We start from the raw sequence: 24,380 nt of genomic DNA, 5'->3' as shown, positions 1-24,380 counted from the left end.
TTCCTCCCATAGAAACAGCTTGCCAATTCGCTGTCATTCCTGTAGTGTAGAAACAGATTAAAAATGGACGGTAAGACGAATATATGGCTGTAAAAGCTGTTGCCTTTGATATTGACGGTACCCTGTACCCTAACTGGAGAATGAAGTTCTTTTCATTTCCTTTCCTCCTGAGTCACCTCTCTCTTGTGATGAATTTCTCAAGAGTCAGGAAAGACTTACGAGAAATCGAGAATATCAGTGATTTCAGAGTCACTCAGTCTGAATTGATGGCCAAACGGCTGGGAGTTACCGCTGAAGAAGCGGCATCCATTGTAGAAAAGATCATCTATAAAAAGTGGGAAAATATATTCAAACGGGTAAGGCCGTATTCGGGACTTCAAAAGGCTCTGGAAGAATTGAAATCCAGGGGATTCCTCCTAGGGGTACTTTCCGACTTTCCCGTAGGAAATAAATTAAATTACTTTAGAGTGGAGGGGCATTGGGACGTGACTATGTCTAGTGAAGACACAGGCTATTTAAAACCCCATACTGCCCCTTTTTACACTCTGGCAGAGAAACTTGGATGCCGCCCGGAGGAAGTCCTTTATGTGGGCAACAGTTATGAGTATGATGTGAAAGGAGCCTCCGCTGCAGGTATGAAAACAGTTTATGTTCAGTGGCAAGGTAAAAATGTTCCCGAAGCAGATCTTACAATCCGTAACTTCAAGAGCTTTGTCAAAAATATCGAATTCCTTTTGAGAGAGGATTAATCCATGCTTTTTAATACTGGAGATATAATAGTTCTTGCCATCGTTTTTCTTGTCCTCTTTCTAAATAGGCAGTTTGATAAGAACAATCGTTCTCTGGAAAAAGTCCGGAAGTATGCTGATAAAGTGAAGGATGAGCTGGATAAGCTTGTTAAGGACAAGAAGACAGAGATCCATGATTTGAACATTGACATAGAGGTCCAGGAAAAGACGAATAGAGAAATTCTTAAGCGTATCCTTCAGGCCAATGAAGAATCTCAAAACAGATCGGAAGAACTTGAGAGTTATAAAGACCGCTTGGGGGATGTCTCAGGACGGCTGGAAGAGCTGGATACTTTGACAAAGAATGTGGATGAGAATCTTGTCCGTATCAAAAAAGAATCAGAATATGTTGATTCCGTTGGTGTCCGCCTGAATAAATTATTAGAAAAAACAGAAGACCTGACAGCCGGAATGACTTCTTTGCATGAGTCCTTTAGAAAAGAAAATGCCCAGGCACTGGAAGAGCTCCAAAAGTCCTTTCATGGCGAAATGTCAACAGTATACAAACAGTTCCTGAATAATTTGGAAGCCTCGGGAGAGAAGTTGGACCAGTTTCGGGGACATGTTGATGAGCTGTTGGAAAGCCGGGATAGAATCGGTAAGGAAAAACTGGATGCCTTCACTGCTCAATGGACGAGTGTCGAAGACAATTATCTGGCCCGGTTGGAAAAAGTCGCCTCCGAAGGTGTCGCCTTAGAGTCTGATTCTTTTCTACATCTAAAAGAACTACTGTCATCACATACAGAATCTCTTTCTGCTGGTTGGAATAATGAAATGCAGCGCTTAGAGCGCCGCTTCCAGAATCTGTCTGAAGAATTGAATAATGGAATGGAAAGTCTGGACGAGAATCATACTCTCTGGAAGAACCGTTCGGATGAACAGATCCTTCGCTTTAACGATCATTTAGCTGCTGCGACAGGGGAGCAGCAGAGTACTTTGAAGGCCATGAAAGATGAGCTGGAATCCATGATGCAAGACTTCTCTGCAACCCGTACCGGTATGGTCAGGCAAAAAGATGAAGTTGAGCAGGAACTGGAGAGGCTGGACAGTCGATTGGGAGCCCATAAATCAAATGTTGATGCCCAATTACAGGAGTTTACCGACACATTCACAGGACGCATAGAAGAGACAGCTGAGACACTCCAAATTGAGGCATTGAAGGCCATTGAAAAGAAACTTAAAGAGTACGAAAGCGGATTCTTTCCACGGTTCAATAAACTGGAACAGTTTATGAACGATATGGATACTCTGGAATCCTCCCTCCGCATGAGTATGAATGAGGTTTCTGAGAGGGTCATGAGTGAATTTTCTGCTTTTGATCTTAAGATGAAGAATCTCCGCTCAGACGAAGAGCGGGATACGGATGAACGGGCAGAAAAGATCAGAATGGCTATGAATGAACTGGAGCAAGGACTGGATGAGCTGAAAAGCAGAGCCTATGATAATGTTTCTGCTCAACTTCAGGTCTTCGAAGATGACTTTTTTACAGACCTCAAGAAGCGGGATGACAGCATCCAAAATAGCCTGAGAGACTGGCAGGAGAATCTAGATAGGCAAATCACAGATCTTGCGGATCAGCAGAACCGGGACAGGGTGGAAATGGAACGCAGCTGTTCTGCAGAGCTGAACAAGCGTCTGGGGGAACTTCAGACCCGGGTTTCTCAACAGTTTGAGAAATTTCAGACTCAGGTTGTGTCTTTTCGAGAGTCTCTGGATTCAAGGGTGGATGAAGGGAATTCCCTCATTATCAGCTATAGGGAAGACCTTCAAAATAAAGTCTCCACCATGCGTGATGAATCTATGGACTTCATGGTCCGTGAGTTGGAACGGCTCAGCATGGGTTTGAATGAACGGGTCGAAGTTTCTGAAAAAGATATCAATCAGAAGTTAAATCTTCTTATGAGTGATCTGGATCAATCTCGGCGGGAATTCTCCATTCAGTCTGAGACCATTCAATCCGATGTGACCAGTTGGCAACAGAAAATACTGCAGCAAATCAAAGATGATGAAGCACAAATTCGTGAGTCATATGATGATTTTAAGACCAGTATCACCTCCGATCTGAATGAAATTAGAGATGATTTTAAATCTCAAAAAGAAGAATTGATACTCTCAAGCAATGAAGAAAGAGCGGATCTCAAACAGGATCTGGCTGCCATGAGTGAGAAGGTTTATCAGCTTCAGACTGATCTGAAGGATAAATCTGAATCGACATTGGAGCGTTTTAACAGCGATTACAATCTGTTTATGCTGGATTTTCAGAAGAAGCTCAGAGAGTCACAAAATGATGCAGAATTGAAGATCCGTGAGATGCGCCAGGGTGTCAGCGACGCACGGGAAAAAATGGATGCTTACCAGAAAAAGCTTGTGACCAGGGTAGAGGAAGACACCCGTCATCTCACTTCGAATCTGGAAGAAATCGAACGGAAACAGCAGGATTTTATTGCCCAGACTCATATTTTTGAGAAAGCGGATCGCCTGAAAGAGACTCTCTCCAGGAATATTCTGGAGTTGAAAGGAGATCTTCAAAAAGTGGATTCAAATATGGATCGACTTAAAGATTATCAGGCCGGTTTTGATAGGGTTCAGGATCAGTATCAGGGTATCTTGGATCAGATAAACCGTTTTATGGAAGAGAAGCAGAAAGTAGAAGAGCTGGAAGATAAAATCAGAAGCATGGTCAGCCTTTCCAAATCGGTTGATCTTAAACTGGATCAGGTCAGTTCTCTCCACGATATGCTGCAGCAGTATCAAAGCCGGGTGAAAGAACTGGAAGATCAGCATCATGCCCTTGATTCCCGGTTTCTCAGAATGGAAAGCAAAGCGATTCTGGTGGATAAGACTGTAGAACAGGTGGATGAATACGCAATCACAGTCGAGACTCTGCAAAAGAGTATTGATATGCTCAAAAACGAGTTGAACCCTCTAAGTGGACGTTTGAAAGATATTGAGCAAAGGAACACCTTTCTTCTTGAGAATAAGGAGAGTGCAGACTCTGTCTATTCTAAGATAGCCTCTTTGGATCAGGTCCTCGCCGATCTGGATGAGAAGGCCGAGAAGATCAATCAGGCCCGTGATTGGATAGCCAGAACGGAGACCAGAATGGATGGTGTGGTTAAGCAGGCTCAGGATCAAGTGAAGCTTTTAGGGCGCCTGGCAGAGCGTGACGGAAGCGCTCCCAGAGCCGGTGGTTCTCCAGATATGGACACTCGTGAAACCGTACTTCGCCTCGCCCGTCTAGGATGGAAGACCGAAGATATTGCCAGAACTCTCAAGCTCAGCCGGGGTGAGGTTGAATTAATTTTGGAAATCACTCCCAGGAGTTAGCCATGTTCCGTCACGGGTATATTTATCATGACATCCTGGCGGAAGTGGGACCGCTCAACGATGGGAAGGTTAGAAATCACAGGTCTTTACAGCTTATTTACGGTGTTAATAAACCCTATCGGATTAGGCTCAAAGGAGAGTGGCAGGATGTCAGGATCTGTTTGGTTGATCAAGGATTTGATCATTTTATCAGCGGTGAAGATGACTGGCAGATCTGCTTCTTTATATATCCCGATTCTCAACTGGGTCATCTTTTTAAGTCTGAAATCTTGAAAGGGGCATCCGTTTCTATCCTTTCCCAAGATAAAAATCCCTCATTGATCAATACAGAACAGCCAGCGGTGAGACCCATGAGTCTGGCCGATCTCAGAGGGCTGCTGGAGACTTTTATTTTTGTTTTTACAGGACGTAAGGCCTATCCCAGAACCGGTTTAGCGACAGTTTCTGTGTTGAGCAGATTGATCCTGACCATGACAGATCTGACACTTTCTGAAGTGGCTAGGGCTTTGAATCGGAATCCTGAAGATCTGGCCCTGGACTTTAAAAGAGAAACGGAGATGGATATCAGAACTTGGTTGCTTCATAACAGAATGATTAGGTTTTTTGATTTTCTGGAAAAAGAAGACAGAATACCAGGTCCCGCCGATTTGGAGAAAATAGCCCGTGCCAACGGGATTTCAGGTTTAAACGGTCTTGATCGGCTTTTTGAAGATTTTTTTGGAATGCCTTATATGAGATGGGTTAATTCGGAAAAAGGTACTGTCGTATTAACAGAATCAGTTCCCACATTTTTGACTTACCGTTGATAAAAGGGTGCTTTTACAATGGAGACCAGGGGCCTCAGTCTTCCAGAGTTTCTTCTATTTGTGAAGGTGATTCTGTATTGAGAGATACTTTAGATTCGAGAACAGGGGAGTTATCCTTGTCTTCCATGTCCTGGAGTACCTTCAGGCTTCTGGCCATGATATCTCCTGTGGTGGCTGACATTTCCAAAAGGTTCAATAGGATTTTTTCCTGTTTTAAGAGTTCATTGTTCTGCTTTTCAAGCAGTTCAATCCTGTCTGCCTGCTCCTTTAGAGCTTCAACCAGAGGATGGGTGTACTCAACTCCTGATTCCTCTTCCATTACGAAGAGAGTGCTTATGGTACCATTTATAAATACATTTCTTATCATTGGCTGAATCCTAACAGGTATGGTTCAGAAAAACAATAAACTTTTTTAGACCTCCGGAAAAAAACACATACTTTTCACATCCGTTATTTTCCCTTTTGGGGTACGAAATTCAGGAAACCATTGAGGACTGGAGCTTTATTCCGATTTATTGTCAGTTTTTCTTGACCTTGATTCCTATCTATTATTATTTTTGAGACATCAAATGTGAAAGTTCATAAAGATTCTGGAAGGTTGAAGTGACGAAGAAAGAGAAAGAAGATCTGCAGGGAAAAGAGATCGATGAGATTGACTCTGTAGATATGGTCTCAGATGACCAGTCTGATGATTCTGATCAGAAGGATGCTGTAGAAGAAAATGAAACGGAAGAACGCAGTGAAACAGAGACCCTGTTGGAAGCGGTTAATGCTTTGACTCAGGAGAATAGCGATCTAAAAGATCAGTACCTGCGCAAACATGCCGAATTTGAGAATTTCAGAAAGAGGATGGCTCGTGAAAAGGCTGAATCTGTAAAATACGGAAACCAGGAACTTCTTAAAGATCTGATAGAAGTCATTGATAATTTTGATAGAGCCATCAAGTCGTCTAAAGATTCTCAGGATTTTAACTCCTTCAAAGAAGGAATCAGTATGATTGAGCAGCAGTTTACCGGTATGCTGGAAAGCAAGTGGTCCTTGAAGAAAATGGAAACCGAAGGATTGGAGTATGATCCCAATGCTCATGAAGCATTGATGATGGAGGAATCTTCTGATATTCAAGTTCCTACTGTGCTGGAAGATTTTCAGGCAGGATATACACTGTATGACAGAGTTTTGAGACCGGCTAAAGTTAAGGTGGGAAAGCCAGTTGCTCCCGCGGCCGATAAGAAAGAAGAATCGGAAGATTAGAAATTAGAAATCCGGATACTATGACTTTAAAACAGTCATGCAAAAGAGTCATATTCGGAAAATGAAGATATGATACTGGAGATCCTTTGGCTTGAACGAAGAATATCTCCCTAACACAAGTAAGTAAAGGAATAGGAGAAAATATTATGGGACGAATTATAGGAATTGACCTTGGTACGACGAACTCATGCGTAGCTGTCATGGAAGGAGGAGAACCAGTCGTCATTCAGAATGAAGAAGGGCAGAGAACCACTCCTTCAATGGTTGCTTTCACGGACAAAGATGAACGTCTGGTAGGACAGCCTGCCAAAAACCAGATGGTTACTAACCCTGAAAACACCATCTATTCAATTAAGAGATTTATGGGACGGCATTATGACGAGGTGACTGAAGAACTTCACATGATACCTTACCATGTAGAAAAAGGCCCTAATGGTGATGTCAGGGTCAAAGTTAATGGCAAGCACCAGTCTCCTCCCGAGATCTCAGCCGCTATTCTCCAGAAAATGAAGAAGACTGCAGAAGACTACCTTGGTGAAGCCGTGACTGAAGCCGTTGTTACAGTTCCCGCCTACTTCAATGATGCGCAGAGACAGGCAACTAAAGATGCCGGTCGTATTGCCGGTCTTGACGTAAAGAGAATCGTAAATGAGCCCACAGCCGCTGCCCTGTCTTATGGTTTCGGTAAAGAAAACAAAGAACAGAAAATTGCTGTTTATGACCTTGGTGGAGGAACCTTTGATATCTCCATTCTCGACATGGCCGAAGGTGTATTTGAAGTTCGTTCTACCAATGGAGATACTCATCTCGGTGGTGATAACTTTGATATGAAAATCATTGAATGGCTGGTGAGCAGTTTTAAATCTGATCAGGGTGTTGATTTATCTAATGACAAGATGGCACTTCAGAGACTGAGAGAGGGTGCAGAGAAAGCCAAGAAAGAACTCTCCTCTTCTCAAGCTACGGATATTAACCTGCCTTTTATTACGGCGGATGCCTCTGGACCTAAGCACCTGCAGTATAATTTGACCAGAGCTAAGTTTGAACAGATGACATCCGATTTGGTTCAAAGAACTAAAATCCCCTGTCAGAAAGCACTCAAGGATGCTGGATATTCTGCATCTGATATTGATGAAGTTATCCTGGTTGGTGGTTCAACAAGAATCCCTGCGGTTCAGGCTATTGTTAAAGAACTCTTCCAGCAGGAACCTCATAAGGGAGTCAACCCGGATGAAGTCGTTGCTATGGGTGCTTCCATTCAAGGTGGAGTTCTCGGCGGAGATGTAAACGATATTCTCCTCTTGGATGTAACTCCATTGTCCCTTGGTATTGAAACCTTGGGTGGTGTCTCAACCAAACTGATCGAACGTAATACTACGATTCCGACAAAGAAAAGTCAGGTTTTCTCTACTGCTGCGGATAACCAGAACGCCGTGTCCATCCATGTTCTTCAGGGTGAGCGGGAAATGGCCAGTGCCAACAGAACTCTTGGAAAGTTTGACCTTGTAGGAATCCCACCTGCACCTAGAGGTGTTCCACAGATTGAAGTTACCTTTGATATTGATGCAAACGGTATCGTACATGTTTCCGCCAAGGATTTGGGAACTGGAAAAGAACAGAAAATCAGAATTGAGTCTTCATCAGGCTTGAGCGAAGCTGAAATTGACAAGATGGTCAAAGATGCTGAACTGAATGCAGAAGCGGATAAAGCCATCAAAGAGAAGGCTGAAGTCATGAACGAAGCTGATAATCTGATATACTCTACTGAGAAATCTCTGAAAGATTTTGGTGATAAAGTTTCGGCAGAAGACAAAACCAAGATCGAAGCTTCTTTGGAATCATTGAAAGAGGTGATAAAAACAGATAATATTGAGAATATCAAGGCTAAAGTAGAAGAGCTGAAACAAGCGTCCTATAAACTTGCCGAAGAAATGTACAAGTCACAGGGTGGAGACCCTGGTGCTGCCGGTCCCGATATGGGAGGCGCTGCTCCAGGTGAAGATTCCTCTGAACCCAAGAAGGCTGAAACAGACGCAGAAGATGCGGATTATGAAGTCGTAGACGAAGATAAATAAATCTGTTTTCCCGGAGGGTTCATTCCTCCGGGAAAACAATGAGAACACAACCCTGGTCATATGGGGGTTGTCATCTTGAAAGGAAGAGTGGAAACCCGTGTCGAAAAGGGATTATTACGAAGTTCTGGGAATCGAAAAAAGTGCTGCCCCGGATGAAATCAAAAAAGCTTACAGAAAACTTGCGATCAAGTACCATCCAGACCGAAATCAGAACAACACCGAGGCTGAACATAAGTTTAAAGAGGCTACTGAGGCCTATGAAGTTCTTTCTGATGCCCAGAAGAAACAGGCTTATGATCAATATGGGTTTTCTGGTGTAGATAACATGGGTGGCCCCGGGTTCAATGCTTCAGCATTCTCCGGTTTTGAAGATATATTTGGAGGCGATTTTTCCAGTATTTTTGACTCCTTCTTCGGAGGTGCAGGCGGTCAGTCCCGAGGGGGCGGACGTAGAGGTCCTGCTCGAGGAAGTGATCTGCGCTATGACATGGAAGTTGAGTTCAAAGATGCTGTTTACGGTGACAAGGTCGATGTAGAGTATTACCGGCAGCATTCATGTGATGTCTGTCATGGTTCTGGTGCAGAGTCTGGGACTGGCAGTAAAACCTGTCCCACCTGTGGTGGATCCGGACAGGTTCGGCGTAGTTCCGGGTTCTTTTCTATCGCCCAGCCATGTTCTACCTGTCAGGGGGAGGGGACTATTATAGAAAATCCCTGCTCTGCTTGTCGTGGAAGAGGTGTTGTTAAAGAGCGTCAGAAGTTGAAGGTGACGATCCCCGCCGGAATTGCTCCCGGAAAACGCATCCGACTCGAAGGTCAGGGAGATGCTGGACCAAAAGGCGGACCCTCTGGAGACTTATATGTTTATATTCATATAAAAGAACATATCACTTTTGAAAGAGAAGGGTATGACCTCTACTGTGTTATTCCAATTTCAATGACCCAAGCTGCCTTAGGTGGCGATATTTTTGTGAGAACTTTGGATGATAAGAAAATCAAGCTGAAAATTACTGCGGGAACGCAGAATGGTAAAATGCTTCGTATTCGCAATGAAGGTGTGCCGGTTCTTCATGGTTCGGGCAGAAAGGGCGATATGTATGTAAAGCTCAGCATTCAGATACCCAAAAAATTAAGTTCTAAGCAAAAAGACATACTGAAGAATTTTTCTGAGGAGTATGGAGAAGATACAGAACCGAGTCCCATCAGATTGAAAGAACTCTGAGATTGAATCCATATAGAAAACCTTCCTCTCGGGGAAGGTTTTTTTATGACTGGCTGAGAATAATCCGATAATGTACTATGGCAAAAATCCCCGATCAAATCGGTAAATATAAAATCCTCTCACATCTTGGATCTGGCGGAAGCAGCATTGTCTATTTAGGGATGCATCCAACCCTCAAGAGAAAAGTTGTTCTTAAAAAATTGAATCTCCGGGGTAAAAAATCCTTTTATGAAAGCTTCCTGCAGGAAGCCGCTCTCATGATGGATCTGAATCATGACCATATTGTAAAGGTGTATGATCACTTCAAAGAAGGCAGCCGTCATTATATGGTCATGGAGTTTGTAGAGGGAGTCTCACTGGACCAGTTCTTGGAGAAGGCTGATTCTCTGAATCATGATACCATCCGGTATATACTCAGATGCTGTTGTAAGGCTCTGATCTATATCCATGAACGTAAAATTATCCACAGAGATATCAAACCATCAAATATTTTTATTTCTAACAAGGGCGATGTCAAACTGGGGGATTTTGGAATTGCCATGCATGGTGGCCCCTTGGATAAGGATAATGAAAATACGCCTGAGTCCTATCCTCTTGTTGGAACACCCGCCTATATGGCTCCTGAACAGTTTGCAGGGAAAGGTCGTATCACTCCCCGGACCGACCTGTATGCTCTGGGGGTCACATATTTTGAACTTTTGACAAAACAGAAACTCTTTTATGGCGAGACTCTGGATGAGATGAGGAGGGCTGTGCTTAAAGGACGGCACCCTTCACTGCTCTTTTTGATTCGTTCTTATGGATTTAACAGCTGGAGAATCATCAGACGCTGCATTTTTAGGGCTCCGATTTTGAGATTCTCTTCTTCTAAGAAGATGTTGAGAGCCCTCCGTTCATTCAGGATGAATGATGAAAGTGCCCAAGAGGATCTCTCTTTCAGAATCCAGTCTTTGTCATCAAAGTCAGGACCTGTAAAGAGGAAGTCAGAATCGGTCGGAAAAAAAGGGTTCTCTCAGGTCCTTGGAGTGAAAGAAACTACTGGTGGACGTCTTGGGGGACTCGTTATAGTCTCCGTATTCATTCTCCTTTTGGGAGGAAGTCTCTTGTATTCAGGCCGTTTTTATCAGTGGTTTTTGCCGGACAAATACGGTCGTTTTCTCCTGGAGTTGACTCAGGATACTCCGGGAGATTCTTTTCCTCTAGAGACTTTGGAGCTCTATCGTGATGAAGGGGGCTCCCCGAGGCTTCTGGACCAATGGAATGAATTTGCTTTTGAAAAAAAACCGCTTGTAAAGAGAACAGGATTCTACAGATTAAAGGTGAGCTGGGGGAACCGGGTCATTTGGAAAAGCTTTTATCTCCCCCCCATGACTGAACAGCAAGATGAAGTCCTGACGGTGGAGCTCTCTGCACCGCCTCTCTTGTCACAGCTTTTGGAAATAGATTTACTGCTGTCTGACGGTCTGACGGGACAGCTCTTAGACCCTGATGGTCATGTTTTTATCCAAAGCCCCAATGGTGAGTTCTCTCCTCTGAGTGAAGAATCCATGGTTGTATCAGGCCTTGAGTATCTTGTGAAAGCCGATTTGCCTGGTTATTATGAAGCTGAGTTTGATATAGTATTGGAATTTTATCAAAATTCTTTGATTCTTGAAGCGGCCTTGAAGCCTTTACCGGGTCAGTTGATTGTTCATCACAATATGGATAGTCTGAGTTTAAAAATTAATAATAGAAAAAAAATCAAAGGTGGAAATCAGTCTGAGGATATAGAGCATTTTGGTTCACTGAATATGGAAGGCGGCAGCTGGCTTCTTTCTCCCGGGATTTATGAACTCACCTGGGCTGGATCTGGGTGGAAAGAGAAGCAGAAGCTTACCATCAGATCAGAAGAACTTGTTGTATTCCGAATTACTCAGGATGAGAATGATCTTCCCCGTTTCGATATAGACCGCAAACAACAAAGCTTGGGAGAATAGATATTAAAAATGATTTCTAAAAAAAATATGTTCTTTGAGGTACTGCCGGAATACACTTGCATGATTTCTGAGTCATCTAACCCCGTCTTTAAAACATGTGAAGTCCTGACTCGGATTGACAACCTGTTCTTGGAAGATGTGCGGCCCCTTGGAAATAAGGATAAGATTCTACTTCTGAAAGAGCTCAGGAAAAAGCTGGAGATGAGCCTGTCTGAAATCTATTTGATAAACAGGTCTCAAGATGATTCAAATAGAAATGTTCTGGAATTAATTGATAAAAAAATAGAACAGTACTCCCACAAAAAAGTGGATACTCCTTTATTTCCAAAGATTTATGAACGGAAGAGTTGGTGGCGTTAATGGATAATTGCAGCAAGTTGATTATTCCCGAAGTTGATGTAGACTTTGATTTATTAAAAGAGAATGAAGCCCAGTTTTCAATGGAATTTGACCAAATAGGAAGGCCTGCCTCCATTCAAAATGCACCCTGGTCCGAGTTTCCAGATAAGCCGGATGTTCAATTTAGAATTGCCTGGTGTCAGGATACTTTTTTATTGAAATATTATGTTCGAGAGCGGGAAATCCTGGGAACCTACACTCAGGATGGCAGTGATGTCTTTGAAGATAGTTGTGTAGAACTGTTTCTTTCTCCTGAAGGTAAAGAGTCGTATTACAATTTTGAATTCAATTGTATTGGTTGCGCTTTGGGACAGCTTGGCAGTCAAAGGGATGATCGGGTTCCAGTAGAAAATACTCTTCTGGATCAAATTATCCGAATCCCTTCCCTAGGAAGGTCCCCTTATCACAATTATCATGAGGGACTTGTTGTTGAAGCTCCTTCCTGGAGCCTCATGGTCGTGATACCTGTCTCTGTTTTTTTCAGAGAATCCTATACCAGTTTCAGCGGTTTGAAGATGCGGGGAAATCTATATAAATGCGGTGATCAGCTTGAGACGCCCCATTACCTCTGCTGGAATCCAATTGAATCTGAAGCCCCTGATTTTCACAGACCTGAACATTTTGGAGAACTCTGGTTTTCATAAACTCCACTTTTAACAATAAATAAATATAGATCATACAGAAGTGTAACTGTTGTTTCCTGATAATTGTCGGTAGCTGCCAGGTGCAGCGAATAAAGATTAGGAGACAATTCTCAATGAAAAAATTGTTCAGTTCAATTTTATTTATGATTCTTTGTGTATCACTTTTTGCCGGAGGGCAGAAAGAGACCGATGCTGCCGCAAATTCCATGGCGGCTTCCTCTCAACCTAAAGAAATTCAATTTTGGTTTTCCTTCAGCGATGATAAACGATCCGGATGGATCAAAGACCTCGCCGCAGATTGGAATGCCAGTCATACAGAGTATAAGATCGTAGCCGAACAAAAAGGCAGTTACAGAGAAACCCTTCAGGCGGCTGTTCTTGCATCCCGCCAGAGTGTAGCTCCTCACCTTGTTCATGTCTTTGAGGTTGGAAGCCAGTTGGCTTTTGATTCAGGCATATTTGAGCCCATTGGAAATATCGGCTCCTTTGACACAAGCGATTATATTCAGCCTGTTTTGAATTACTACACATTGAATGGTACTGTCAATTCCATTCCTTTTAATAGCTCATCTCCCATCCTATACATCAATGAAGACATGATGATTCAAGCAGGATTGGACCCTAAGAATCCTCCTGAAACATTTGAAGAAATCATTGCTGCCTGTGAAAAAGCTAAAGCTGCAGGAGTTACCGAAGCTGGTCTTGGATTCAATCTTCACGGTTGGTTTTATGAACAGTGGTTGGCAGAGCAGGGGGCTCCTATTGTCAATAATGGCAATGGCCGTGACGGTAGAGCCACCGAAACCATGCTGGACAGCAAAGAGTCTAAAATCATCTTCAATTTCATTAAAGAGTTGAATGATAAAGGATTCTACAAATACACTGGAAAACTGGAAGACTGGGGTGGTTCGGACGCCATATTTCAGGAAGGAAAGGTTATGTTTCACATTACATCCACAGCCGATCTTGGAAACATAAGCACAGCCATTGATGATCGTTTTCAAATGGGCACAGGACGACTCCCTATTCCTGGTTCCAGTAAAAGAAACGGTGTGGTCATTGGAGGCGCCAGTGTTTGGCTTACCAAGGGACACCCCATGGATGAAATGGAAGCGGCCAGGGATTTTATTCTCTTCTTGACCAATACTGAAAATATGATGGATTGGCATAAAATGACAGGATACTATCCTGTTAGAAATAGCTCTATCGAAAAACTTGAACAAGAAGGCTGGTTTACAGAAGCTCCCACCAGGACAATTGCTTTTACACAGTTGTTGGAAACAGAATCTAACATGGCAACAGCCGGTGGTTTGATGGGGACCTTTGGGGACACAAGAACAATTGTTGAAGAGGCCATACAGAAAGTTCTGAACGGAGCAGATGTTGATGCTTCTATTGAACAGGCCAAAACTCTCGCTGACTTGAAACTCAGTGAATACAACAAAAATTTCTAAGATATATTTTAAAATTATGGATGTGGGTTGCTTCGGGTTGAAGAAGCAACCTCTTCTTTTCTCCTGGAGCCTTCCAAATGAATATTCAAAGTCAATTTAAGTCCAGATTTTTACACTGGATTTTTCTTGTTCCAACAGTTCTTGTTCTTGTCGTTTTTTTATATTTCCCAGCATGGCAATCTTTGATTCTAAGTCTTTTCAGGAGTAATCTTTTTCTGGGGACCAGGCAGTTTATAGGGTTTGAAAATTTCAAGAACCTATTTACCGGCCCCTTGGCACCGGCTTATGGACAGGTCTTTGTTCAAACTATAGTCTTCTCAGTTCTTGTCATCTTTCCAGGTCTTGTTATCAGTCTTATTTTAGCTACTTTGACCAATTCTCTGGGAAAGGAGGGGAAGATTTACAGGATATTACTCATTTGGCCTTACGCACTGTCTCCTGCAGTCGCAGGGACGATTTTCTCCTTTATGTTTAATCCAGAGACTGGTGCTGTGAATACTTTTTTAGGACTCTTTACATCCTGGCAACCCCGGTGGCTTGATAGCCCCCTCCTTGTCTTCTTTTTGGTCGTGAGTGGGAGTATCTGGAAAAATCTGGGATATAATATAGTGTTTTATTTAGCCTTCCTACAAAACATCCCTGCTGAGAATTACGAGGCTGCCGCTTTGGATGGGGCTGGTACATTTCGACAATTTCTAAAGATTACCATTCCCCTAGTCAGTCCTGTCTCCTATTTTCTGGTATTTACAAATATGTCTTATGCCCTTTTTGAAGCCTTTGCTCTTGTTGATATTTTAACCTCGGGAGGACCTGTCGGTTCGCCACCGGTGGATCACGCAGGATTAACAACATTTTTAATTTATAAAGTATTTCAGGATGGCTTTGGGGGAAGTAGCAATATGGGCTTTGCTGCAGCACAGAGTGTGATCCTTATGGTCCTTGTAGCCCTTTTGACAATGTTTCAATTTAAGTTTGGAGAAACAAAAGTCCATTATGGAGGTTCTTCCTCATGACAAGAAAAAAGAAAACCTTGATTCATATGATTCTCATCATATCGGCTTTTTTTATAGCCTTTCCCCTGATTTTTGCTCTTCTAAAGGCGACTCAGAGCCCAGGACAAGTCATGTCCGCCACTCTATGGCCGGGGTCAATGTTCTTTGAAAATATCAAGAATGTTTGGGTCAATTATAACTTTTATCAATATATGTTTACTTCGTTAAAGATCTCTTTTGTGATCATGGTGGGAAAAACATTTTTTTCCTTTTTTGCCGCCTTTGCGCTGGTTTTTATGAATTTCAAGGGTAAGAAGGTCCTTTTTGGGATGATTCTCGTGACATTGATGATGCCGACAGAAATGTTGATCATCGGGATGTTTGATCTGGTGTCTCTGCAGCCGCCTGAGAACGCAGTACACTTTCTGAAATGGATCTTGAACCCCAAAGCATTTTTATTGGAACCGATTCGCTATGGTTTTGGATGGACCGATAAGCCTCTTTCTATTGTGATTCCTTTTCTTGCCTCTGCCACGGCCGTCTTTTTTTTCCGGCAGCACTTCAGGAATATTCCGGGGTCCCTGATGGATGCCTCACTCATTGATGGGGCAGGACCTTTTCGATTTATTTTACATGTTCTATTTCCTCTGAGCCGTAATACTATAGGTGCATTATTTGTCGTTCAATTTATCTATGCCTGGAATCAGTATCTATGGCCGCGGGTTATTATCAGAAATGAAAGTGCACAGGCGGTTCAGGTGGGGTTGAAGGCTCTGATCGGAAATTCGGAAGGTGTGGAATGGGGGCAGGTTATGGCCGGGACCATTATGACCATGATACCTCCTTTAATCATATTGATCCTATTGCATGACCATTTTATGAGAGGGATCGCATTGACAGATAATAAATGATCGCAGGGTTTTCGTCTCACTTAGAATCGTAGCGGATTTATTCTCTGTTCTGTGAGTCTATGATGATGGTGACAGGTCCATCATTGCAAAGCTCAACATCCATATGTGCCCCGAATTCTCCTGTCTTAACAGGTCGGTCCGACTTTCTGCGTAGATCAGTTATAAATTGATTGTAGAGGGGGAGGGCCATCTTGGGATCTGCAGACCTGCTGAAAGACGGTCTGTTTCCTTTCCTGGTGCTGGCAAAGAGAGTAAACTGGCTAACAAGAAGGATTTCGCCTTCTATTTCCCGGACAGAGCAATTCATTTTTCCTGTTTCATCGGAAAAAATCCTCATATCCGAAATCTTGCTTGTAAGCCACTGAATATCTTCATCCCTGTCTTCAGGGGAAATTCCCAGGAAAACAAGAAAACCCGGCCCGATAGACCGGATTTTTTTTTTGTTGATGGTGACAGAGGCTCTAGATACCCTTTGTAAGACAGCTCTCATCTTTATTTCAGGGCTACCGCTTCGATTTCAATCTCGCCATCCAGGGGCAGGCGTGCCGCTTCTACAAGTGAACGGGCTGGCTTGTGAACTGAAAAGAATTCCTTGTAAATCTCATTTATTCTGGAAAAATTACCCATATCCTTAACGAATACTGTCACTTTAACCACTTTATCCAGCCCGCTGCCAGCGGCTTTTAATACTGCTTCTACGTTGAGAAGAGCTCTTCTTGTCTGCTCTTCGATGGAGCCTGTAATCAACTTGCCTGTAGCAGGGTCTATGGGAAGCTGACCAGAGGTGAATACCATAGAACCCGTGTCTATTCCCTGTGAATAAGGTCCAACAGCACCTGGTGCTTTATCTGTTTGTATTGGTTTCATTGTCTCTCCTTGTTGTTAAAGGCAGATTTGAACTGCCCTTATCTGGATAATCTAATGATTCCTCATTAAAAATGCAATTACTGTAATTGACAGAGGAAGATCATCCGGTGAATAATTTTACCACATGAAGAAGTATATTTTTGTTACTGGCGGTGTTTGTTCCAGCCTTGGAAAGGGGTTGGCTTCGGCGTCCCTGGGTACCCTCCTTGAGAATAGAGGGTTTTCTGTATGTATGATCAAAATTGATCCATACATCAATGTCGACGCAGGGACCATGAGTCCCTACCAGCATGGTGAAGTTTATGTCACCGATGATGGTGCAGAGACAGATCTTGATCTTGGGAATTATGCGCGATTTACTCACTCTCCCCTGAGTGCCGCTCACTCCATCACTACCGGTCAGATTTACGATGCAGTTATACGTAAGGAAAGAGAAGGGAAATTTTTAGGCAAGTGTGTACAGGTTGTCCCTCACATCACAGATGAAATTAAGAGACGTATTCTGAGTCTTGGTGAAAAACCCGAGATAGAAATAACTATTGTTGAGATTGGTGGTACTGTTGGAGATATCGAATCCATTCCCTACCTCGAAGCTGTACGTCAGATTATTCATGAGAAGGGTCATGGAGTTGCCCTCTCTGTTCATCTGACTCTTGTTCCTACCGTGACAGGTGGTGAGGTTAAGACCAAACCGACCCAGCACTCTGTAAAAGAGATGAGAGAAATCGGTATACAGCCAGATGTGCTGCTCTGTCGTTGTCAGGAAGAGCTGCCCGCAGATTTAAAAAGAAAAATCTCACAGTTTACAAACATTGATCATGATTGTGTTCTTTCTGCTCACGATGTGGATACAACCATTTATGAGATTCCTGTTGTCTACCATCATCAGGGAATGGATGAGGTTGTTTGTCGTAAATTGGGACTGCGCAGCAGAAAATCAAAGATCACCAACACTTGGGGACGATTGGCTGATATCCATAAAAATTCAAAAACTACTGTCAATATCGCAATGGTCGGGAAGTACATTGAACTGGCCGATGCCTATAAGTCGGTGGATGAAGCACTTGTGCATGGGGCATTCGCAAATGAAGTGCGGTTGAAGTTGACCAAGGTAGATTCAGAAGACATTGAGCAAAAGATTGCTGCCGGTGAAACTTTGGACGAATTCTTTGCACCCTATGACGGGATTCTAATTCCGGGTGGTTTTGGTTCCCGAGGGATTCTGGGCATGGTTCAGACCGCAAGATTCGCTAGAGAAAAGAAAATTCCCTGTTTCGGTATCTGCCTGGGATTGCAGATCATGGTTATTGAGTACAGCCGTTCCATTCTGGGACTTAAGGATGCTGATAGTTCTGAATTCAGACCTGAGGGGAATAATTCGGTCATCTCACTCCTGGAAGAACAGGTCGATGTCACTGCTTATGGTGGTACCATGAGACTGGGTTTGAGTGAGTCACATGTGAATGAAGGCACACATATGTTTAAAGCTTATGGGTCTACAACAATTCATGAGCGTCATAGACATCGATATGAAGTGTCCAATAGCTATCGGGAAGCTTTGTCCGAAGCCGGGCTGATCCTTTCAGGAACGACTCCTGATGGCTCTTTAGTCGAGTCAGTGGAATGGCCTGATCATCCCTGGGGTGTCGGAGTGCAGTTTCATCCTGAGTTCACATCATCTCCCATTAAAGCAGGACCCCTCTTTAAGGACTTTATTCTGCATTCATTGAAAAACTCTGGTAAAAAATAAGTTTTCAATCCTTTGAAATGAGAGCGCCCGGTTTAAACAGCAAATGAGCGGTTTGAATCGGGTGTTTTTTTTAAAGTAAAATCAGACGGATATTAAAAAATAGCCTGTTGGTTTGTTGTTACCGCGCTCTAAGGCAGGCTTTGCATAGACGTCTACTGCCTTTGTATATATAGGATCATAAAAAGTGCGAAATTCTGGCAGGAAAATCTAAGAATTCTAGACATACAAGTCTCTTTTTCATTAATAATCTCTATTCGTAATAGTGTCACTGGTTTCATGAAGAGCTTGGTTTTATATTAATTTGTTTGTGTATAATGTTTTAAGTCTGGAATTGTGCTGTGGTAAGAGGGACTGAGTAAAAAGTTTTGAATAAAACTAAAATACAGTGTTGACATAAAAGCAGGATAAGTTATATATTCACGGAGCGCTCGGGGCGATAAGCCAAGAAACGCACAGAACTAAATGTTCTTTTACAAAGGAATTAGAGAAGGGAAATTGAAGTATTTGACGAGAGTCAAGCACTGGTAGTACGAAAATAGAATCGTGCCAAAAGCCTTATGGTTTAGGTACGGTCCGAACGTTAGTTTTCTTTTAAGCACAGTGGGTTTTTCCGAAAGGGGAGGCGCACTGTATAAAGGGACTCTGGCTCACTTTAGGGCAGATCAGGATGAATACATTCGCTAGGATCTGTTTTAAGGCATTGATAGAAAATTATCCACTTCGGTGGATAAACTATATCATGGAGAGTTTGATCCTGGCTCAGAACGAACGCTGGCGGCGCGTTTTAAGCATGCAAGTCGAACGGTAGGGAAGTGCTTGCACTTCCTGAGAGTGGCGAACGGGTGAGTAACGCGTAGGTGATCTACCTTTTAGTTGGGGATAGCTCATGGAAACATGGGGTAATACCGAATGATCTCTACGATCTTGTTTGTAGAGCAAAGGGGCGTTTGCCTCGCTGAAAGATGAGCCTGCGTATGATTAGCTAGTTGGTAAGGTAATGGCTTACCAAGGCGACGATCATTAGCCGGCCTGAGAGGGTGACCGGCCACATTGGGACTGAGACACGGCCCAGACTCCTACGGGAGGCAGCAGCTAAGAATCTTCCGCAATGGACGAAAGTCTGACGGAGCGACGCCGCGTGTGCGAAGAATGTCGAGAGATTGTAAAGCACTTTTATATGTGAGGAATAATAGTATCAGGAAATGGGTATTAGATGACGTTAGCATATGAATAAGCTCCGGCCAATTACGTGCCAGCAGCCGCGGTAACACGTAAGGAGCGAGCGTTGTTCGGAATTATTGGGCGTAAAGGGCATGTAGGCGGTTACGTAAGTCCGATGTGAAAGCACACTGCTTAACAGTGATGTTGCGTTGGAAACTGTGTGACTAGAATCCGAGAGGGGTAAGTGGAATTCCTAGTGTAGGGGTGAAATCTGTTGATATTAGGAAGAACACCAGAGGCGAAGGCGACTTGCTGGCTCTGGATTGACGCTGAGGTGCGAAAGCGTAGGTAGCGAACAGGATTAGATACCCTGGTAGTCTACGCCGTAAACGATGTACACTTGGTGTCTGGAACATGAGTTCTAGGTGCCGTAGCTAACGCGTTAAGTGTACCGCCTGGGGAGTATGCCGGCAACGGTGAAACTCAAAGGAATTGACGGGGGCCCGCACAAGCGGTGGAGCATGTGGTTTAATTCGATGATACGCGAGAAACCTTACCAGGGCTTGACATATACAGGACGGCATTAGAGATATTGCTTCTTCTTCGGAAGTCTGTATACAGGTGCTGCATGGTTGTCGTCAGCTCGTGCCGTGAGGTGTTGGGTTAAGTCCCGCAACGAGCGCAACCCCTATTGTATGTTACCATCATTAAGTTGGGGACTCATGCAAGACTGCCGGTGACAAACCGGAGGAAGGTGGGGATGACGTCAAATCATCATGGCCCTTATGTCCTGGGCTACACACGTGCTACAATGGCCAGTACAGAGTGATGCGAATCCGCGAGGTGGAGCAAAACGCTTAAAGCTGGTCTCAGTTCGGATTGGAGTCTGAAACTCGACTCCATGAAGGTGGAATCGCTAGTAATCGCGCATCAGCATGGCGCGGTGAATACGTTCCCGGGCCTTGTACACACCGCCCGTCACACCACCCGAGTCGGGGGTACCCGAAGTCAGTAGACTAACCAGCAATGGAGGTCGCTGCCGAAGGTATGCTCGGTAAGGGGGGTGAAGTCGTAACAAGGTAGCCGTACCGGAAGGTGCGGCTGGATCACCTCCTTTCTACGAGAAAGGTATTAAGTCTTGTGTTTTGTACACACAAGCAGTTAGTCATCATTTTCACGAGTGATGCTCGTATGAATCAGTGTTGCGTTCACGGCCCTTGGTCTGTGGTACGCAACATGCTTGGCCCTCGTTAAATACTTCTAATTTCCCTATAAAGCTTTAATTCCCAGTTTAAAGGGCCTTTAGCTCAGTTGGTTAGAGCGCACGCCTGATAAGCGTGAGGTCACTAGTTCAAATCTAGTAAGGCCCAAAGCAGTTTTGTTGAGTGATTAACAGATCTGGTAATAAAAATAGAGTTTGTCTCGGACAGGTTCTTTTTTTTAGTTCTTTAATATAGATAATAGCGAAGGGATAAATAATAATATGGTCAAGCGACTAAGGGTCCATGGTGGATGCCTTGGAGCTATCCGGCGATGAAGGGCGTGGTAAGCTGCGAAAAGCCTCGGTGAGAAGCAAACATTCTTATACCCGAGGATTCCCGAATGGGGTAACCCGGCTGTTTTTATGACAGTCATTATGCGGTGAATACATAGCCGTATAAAGCGAGACTCAGGGAACTGAACCATCTAAGTACCTGAAGGAAAAGAAATCAATTTAGAGATTCCCTTAGTAGCGGCGAGCGAACGGGGATTAGCCCAAACCAATGTCATTTCGGTGATATTGGGGTTGTAGGGCATGCATATATGTATCAGTGAAAGATAGCAGAATGGTATTGGGAAAGCCAACCGTAGAGGGTGAAAGTCCTGTAAGCGAAATCTGAAGCTGGCTAGCATGTACCTGAGTAAGGCGGGGCACGAGTAATCCTGTCTGAATCTGGGGGGACCACCCTCCAAGGCTAAATACGAGATAGCTACCGATAGCGAATAGTACCGTGAGGGAAAGGTGAAAAGCACCCCGGGAGGGGAGTGAAATAGAACCTGAAACCGTGGACCTACAAGCGGTCAAAGCCCTTTTATGGGGTGATGGCGTGCCTTTTGTAGAATGAGCCTGCGAGTTAATATATTAAGCGAGGTTAAGGTATAGAAGTACCGGAGCCGGAGGGAAACCGAGTCTGAATAGGGCGTTTTAGTTTGATGTATTAGACCCGAAGCCGGGTGATCTATTTATGGTCAGGTTGAAGCTTGGGTAACACTGAGTGGAGGACCGAACACTAGTCTGTTGAAAAAGGCAGTGATGAACTGTGAATAGGAGTGAAAGGCTAATCAAACCCGGAGATAGCTGGTTCTCCTCGAAATGGCTTTAGGGTCAGCGTCATATGGTTAATATCGGAGGTAGAGCACTGATTAGGCTAGGGCCTGTCACAGGGTACCAAACTTAGTCAAACTCCGAATGCCGATATTCAAAGTATGGCAGTGAGACTACGGGTGATAAGATTCGTAGTCGAAAGGGAAAGAGCCCAGACCGTCAGCTAAGGTCCCTAAACTATGCTAAGTGGAAAAGGAAGTACGATTGCACAGACAGCCAGGAGGTTGGCTTAGAAGCAGCCACTCCTTTAAAGAGTGCGTAATAGCTCACTGGTCGAGTAGTTGTGCGCCGACAATGTAACGGGGCTAAGCATAGTACCGAAGCTACGGAATAATGGAGTTTACTTCATTGTTGGTAGAGGAGCATTCTGTAGGTCGATGAAGGTGTACTGTAAGGTATGCTGGAGATATCAGAAGAGAGAATGCAGGCATGAGTAACGAAAAGGAAGGTGAGATCCCTTCCCGCCGAAAATCTAAGGTTTCCTGGGTAAAGGTACTCTTCCCAGGGTTAGTCGGCCCCTAAGGCGAGGCAGAAATGCGTAGTCGATGGGAAACGGGTTAATATTCCCGTACATCTAATAATTTCGAAGGGATGACACTTAAGGAGATCCCATGCCAGGCGTTGGTTGTCCTGGTCCAAGCGTTTAGGCGTTGATTTGTGTAGGAAAATCCGCACGAAGAGCTGAGGCGTTAAGGGTAGTGATCCTACGGGTGATCGAAGATGGGTGATTCATCGAGTCAAGAAATAATCTCTAAGGTTAGGTTATTAGGTACCGTACCGCAAACCGACACAGGTAGATGGGATGAGAATTCTAAGGCGTACGAGAGAACCCACGTTAAGGAACTCGGCAAAATACATGCGTAACCTAGGGAGAAGCATGGCTCAGCGCGTGATGGCGGAGTTGCAGAGTCCAGGAGAAAGCGACTGTTTACCAAAAACACAGGTCAATGCGAAAATGCAAATTGAAGTATATTGACTGACACCTGCCCGGTGCTGGAAGGTTAAGAGGAGCTGTTAAGATTTATCTGAAGCAGTGAATTGAAGCCCCAGTAAACGGCGGCCGTAACTATAACGGTCCTAAGGTAGCGAAATTCCTTGTCGGGTAAGTTCCGACCCGCACGAATGGTGTAACGACTTTCTTACTGTCTCAACGTGGGACTCGGTGAAATTGAAGTATCGGTGAAGATGCCGATTACCTGTGGTTAGACGGAAAGACCCCGTGAACCTTTACTGTATCCTGATATTGAACTATGGCTGATGATGTGTAGGATAGGTGGGAAACTTTGATGTATGGTCGTCAGGCTGTGCGGAGTTGTTGGTGAAATACCACCCTTTATCAGTTATATTTCTAACGTGGCCCGTAATCCGGGTCATGGACAATGTCAGGTGGGCAGTTTGACTGGGGCGGTCGCCTCCTAAAGAGTAACGGAGGCGCGCAAAGGTTACCTTAGCATGGTTGGAAATCATGCTGTAAGCGCAATGGCATAAGGTAGCTTGACTGCGAGACTTACAAGTCGAGCAGGTACGAAAGTAGGTCATAGTGATCTGGCGATTCTGAGTGGAAGGGTCGTCACTTAACGGACAAAAGGTACTCCGGGGATAACAGGCTGATTTTGCCCAAGAGTTCATATCGACGGCAAAGTTTGGCACCTCGATGTCGGCTCATCGCATCCTGGGGCTGGAGCAGGTCCCAAGGGTATGGCTGTTCGCCATTTAAAGCGGTACGCGAGCTGGGTTCAGAACGTCGCGAGACAGTTCGGTCCCTATCTGCCACAGGCGTTGGATGTTTGAGAGGATCTGTTTTTAGTACGAGAGGACCGAAACGGACAAACCTCTGGTGTATCAGTTATCGTGCCAACGGTAAGTGCTGAGTAGCTAAGTTTGGAAGGGATAACCGCTGAAAGCATCTAAGTGGGAAGCCTACCTCAAGATGAGACATCCCTCTCCCTTTAAGGGAGCTGAAGGAATCTCGAAGAATACGAGTTTGATAGGCTGGCGGTCTAAGTGTGGAAACATATTGAGCCGACCAGTACTAATCTTCCGTGAGGCTTGACCATATTATTATTTATCTCTAAGTTATATATATAGCTGTGAGTGATCACAGTGATCCGGTGATTTTAGCATTGAGGTTATACCCGTTCCCATCCCGAACACGGAAGTCAAGCTCAATCGCGCCGATGGTACTGCTACGGTGGGAGAGTAGGTCGTCGCCGGTTTAAACATCAAAGCCCCAGTCCTAAGACTGGGGCTTTATTATTATTGACATTTTAGGGTCTTATCCCTCTGAGATACCCTTGGGATCACTGTAATCCATGGACTGTATCTTGTTTGATTGCTATGATAGTCCTATATGAATAAACAGCTCATCTTATATATTTCTCTGATAACACTA

Annotated in this window: 16 protein-coding genes, 1 tRNA gene and 3 rRNA genes; 17 read left to right on the top strand and 3 right to left on the bottom strand. The window is 44.1% G+C overall.

The features are described 5' to 3' along the window. Window positions 1-83: 83 nt before the first annotated feature. Genes EXM22_RS11230 through EXM22_RS11220 form a run of 3 tightly spaced genes read left to right on the top strand, consistent with a single transcriptional unit; the run spans window position 84 to window position 4,921 of the window. The gene (locus EXM22_RS11230) at window positions 84-749 is read left to right on the top strand and encodes an HAD family hydrolase (protein ID WP_149486609.1); all 666 of its coding nucleotides are present in this window, start codon (window positions 84-86) and stop codon (window positions 747-749) included. 3 nt (window positions 750-752) lie between these two features. After that, entirely contained in the window at window positions 753-4,115 is a 3,363-nt protein-coding gene (locus tag EXM22_RS11225) for a SpiroCoCo family coiled-coil protein (protein ID WP_149486608.1), read from the top strand. A 2-nt stretch (window positions 4,116-4,117) separates the two neighbouring features. Further along, window positions 4,118-4,921, top strand: a complete 804-nt coding sequence (locus EXM22_RS11220; protein ID WP_149486607.1) for a helix-turn-helix domain-containing protein — start codon at window positions 4,118-4,120, stop codon at window positions 4,919-4,921. A 34-nt stretch (window positions 4,922-4,955) separates the two neighbouring features. Here the strand turns inward: EXM22_RS11220 and EXM22_RS11215 are convergent, their stop codons facing one another. Beyond that, complete coding sequence (locus tag EXM22_RS11215) at window positions 4,956-5,288, bottom strand: hypothetical protein (RefSeq protein ID WP_149486606.1); 333 nt, start codon at window positions 5,286-5,288, stop codon at window positions 4,956-4,958. A 236-nt stretch (window positions 5,289-5,524) separates the two neighbouring features. On the opposite strand from EXM22_RS11215, the gene grpE reads away from it, so the two are divergent. The 9 genes from grpE (at window position 5,525) to EXM22_RS11170 (ending at window position 15,845) form a co-directional block, all read left to right on the top strand. Further along, a complete protein-coding gene (gene grpE / locus EXM22_RS11210) occupies window positions 5,525-6,172 on the top strand; it encodes a nucleotide exchange factor GrpE (protein ID WP_246157010.1) in 648 nt (215 codons plus the stop codon). 146 nt (window positions 6,173-6,318) lie between these two features. After that, window positions 6,319-8,247, top strand: a complete 1,929-nt coding sequence (gene dnaK / locus EXM22_RS11205) for a molecular chaperone DnaK (RefSeq protein WP_149486605.1) — start codon at window positions 6,319-6,321, stop codon at window positions 8,245-8,247. 97 nt (window positions 8,248-8,344) lie between these two features. Next, window positions 8,345-9,469, top strand: a complete 1,125-nt coding sequence (gene dnaJ / locus EXM22_RS11200; protein WP_149486604.1) for a molecular chaperone DnaJ — start codon at window positions 8,345-8,347, stop codon at window positions 9,467-9,469. 77 nt (window positions 9,470-9,546) lie between these two features. After that, window positions 9,547-11,445, top strand: a complete 1,899-nt coding sequence (locus EXM22_RS11195; RefSeq protein ID WP_149486603.1) for a serine/threonine protein kinase — start codon at window positions 9,547-9,549, stop codon at window positions 11,443-11,445. A gap of 9 nt (window positions 11,446-11,454) precedes the next feature. Next, complete coding sequence (locus EXM22_RS11190) at window positions 11,455-11,805, top strand: hypothetical protein (RefSeq protein ID WP_149486602.1); 351 nt, start codon at window positions 11,455-11,457, stop codon at window positions 11,803-11,805. Next, window positions 11,805-12,488, top strand: coding sequence for a carbohydrate-binding family 9-like protein (locus tag EXM22_RS11185; protein WP_149486601.1), 684 nt, complete (start codon window positions 11,805-11,807; stop codon window positions 12,486-12,488). The genes EXM22_RS11190 and EXM22_RS11185 overlap by 1 nt, the downstream gene beginning before the upstream one ends. Window positions 12,489-12,601: 113 nt before the next feature. Next, on the top strand, window positions 12,602-13,942 hold the full coding sequence (locus tag EXM22_RS11180; RefSeq protein WP_149486600.1) for an ABC transporter substrate-binding protein: 1,341 nt from the start codon (window positions 12,602-12,604) through the stop codon (window positions 13,940-13,942). Between the two features lie 77 nt (window positions 13,943-14,019). After that, window positions 14,020-14,955: a carbohydrate ABC transporter permease gene (locus EXM22_RS11175; protein WP_149486599.1), complete on the top strand. Its 936-nt coding sequence runs from the start codon at window positions 14,020-14,022 to the stop codon at window positions 14,953-14,955. Then, window positions 14,952-15,845: a carbohydrate ABC transporter permease gene (locus tag EXM22_RS11170; RefSeq protein ID WP_149486598.1), complete on the top strand. Its 894-nt coding sequence runs from the start codon at window positions 14,952-14,954 to the stop codon at window positions 15,843-15,845. The genes EXM22_RS11175 and EXM22_RS11170 overlap by 4 nt, the downstream gene beginning before the upstream one ends. Before the next feature lie 37 nt (window positions 15,846-15,882). Here the strand turns inward: EXM22_RS11170 and dtd are convergent, their stop codons facing one another. Together dtd and EXM22_RS11160 are read right to left on the bottom strand one after the other, a co-directional pair. Further along, window positions 15,883-16,335 carry a D-aminoacyl-tRNA deacylase gene (gene dtd, locus EXM22_RS11165; protein ID WP_149486597.1) on the bottom strand — a complete coding sequence of 151 codons (453 nt, stop codon included), beginning with the start codon at window positions 16,333-16,335 and terminating at the stop codon, window positions 15,883-15,885. A gap of 2 nt (window positions 16,336-16,337) precedes the next feature. Then, the gene (locus tag EXM22_RS11160; protein ID WP_149486596.1) at window positions 16,338-16,712 is read right to left on the bottom strand and encodes a RidA family protein; all 375 of its coding nucleotides are present in this window, start codon (window positions 16,710-16,712) and stop codon (window positions 16,338-16,340) included. Window positions 16,713-16,836: 124 nt separating this feature from the next. Between EXM22_RS11160 and EXM22_RS11155 the strand changes: the two genes are divergently transcribed. From EXM22_RS11155 to rrf, 5 genes are all read left to right on the top strand, one after another. Then, entirely contained in the window at window positions 16,837-18,462 is a 1,626-nt protein-coding gene (locus tag EXM22_RS11155; RefSeq protein ID WP_149486595.1) for a CTP synthase, read from the top strand. A gap of 736 nt (window positions 18,463-19,198) precedes the next feature. Next, window positions 19,199-20,740 (top strand): 16S ribosomal RNA (locus EXM22_RS11150). A gap of 179 nt (window positions 20,741-20,919) precedes the next feature. After that, a tRNA-Ile gene (locus EXM22_RS11145) sits at window positions 20,920-20,993 on the top strand. Between the two features lie 115 nt (window positions 20,994-21,108). After that, window positions 21,109-24,045, top strand: a 23S ribosomal RNA gene (locus tag EXM22_RS11140). Window positions 24,046-24,095: 50 nt separating this feature from the next. Next, window positions 24,096-24,204: ribosomal RNA gene (rrf, locus tag EXM22_RS11135) — 5S ribosomal RNA — on the top strand. The 16S, 23S and 5S rRNA genes sit together here with 1 tRNA gene alongside, the layout of an rRNA operon. The last annotated feature ends 176 nt before the right edge of the window (window positions 24,205-24,380 follow it).

Source organism: Oceanispirochaeta crateris (assembly GCF_008329965.1).
Lineage (GTDB): Bacteria > Spirochaetota > Spirochaetia > DSM-2461 > DSM-2461 > Oceanispirochaeta > Oceanispirochaeta crateris.
Note: the sequence above shows the minus strand (reverse complement) of the source record. Positions and strands in the feature narration are given on the sequence as shown.

Coding starts and splice junctions, on each gene's coding strand:
- EXM22_RS11230 (WP_149486609.1), top strand. CDS start 84: ATGGCTGTAAAAGCTGTTGCCTTTGATATTGACGGTACCCTGTACCCT.
- EXM22_RS11225 (WP_149486608.1), top strand. CDS start 753: ATGCTTTTTAATACTGGAGATATAATAGTTCTTGCCATCGTTTTTCTT.
- EXM22_RS11220 (WP_149486607.1), top strand. CDS start 4,118: ATGTTCCGTCACGGGTATATTTATCATGACATCCTGGCGGAAGTGGGA.
- EXM22_RS11215 (WP_149486606.1), bottom strand. CDS start 5,288: ATGATAAGAAATGTATTTATAAATGGTACCATAAGCACTCTCTTCGTA.
- dnaK (WP_149486605.1), top strand. CDS start 6,319: ATGGGACGAATTATAGGAATTGACCTTGGTACGACGAACTCATGCGTA.
- EXM22_RS11195 (WP_149486603.1), top strand. CDS start 9,547: ATGGCAAAAATCCCCGATCAAATCGGTAAATATAAAATCCTCTCACAT.
- EXM22_RS11190 (WP_149486602.1), top strand. CDS start 11,455: ATGATTTCTAAAAAAAATATGTTCTTTGAGGTACTGCCGGAATACACT.
- EXM22_RS11185 (WP_149486601.1), top strand. CDS start 11,805: ATGGATAATTGCAGCAAGTTGATTATTCCCGAAGTTGATGTAGACTTT.
- EXM22_RS11180 (WP_149486600.1), top strand. CDS start 12,602: ATGAAAAAATTGTTCAGTTCAATTTTATTTATGATTCTTTGTGTATCA.
- EXM22_RS11175 (WP_149486599.1), top strand. CDS start 14,020: ATGAATATTCAAAGTCAATTTAAGTCCAGATTTTTACACTGGATTTTT.
- EXM22_RS11170 (WP_149486598.1), top strand. CDS start 14,952: ATGACAAGAAAAAAGAAAACCTTGATTCATATGATTCTCATCATATCG.
- dtd (WP_149486597.1), bottom strand. CDS start 16,335: ATGAGAGCTGTCTTACAAAGGGTATCTAGAGCCTCTGTCACCATCAAC.
- EXM22_RS11160 (WP_149486596.1), bottom strand. CDS start 16,712: ATGAAACCAATACAAACAGATAAAGCACCAGGTGCTGTTGGACCTTAT.
- EXM22_RS11155 (WP_149486595.1), top strand. CDS start 16,837: ATGAAGAAGTATATTTTTGTTACTGGCGGTGTTTGTTCCAGCCTTGGA.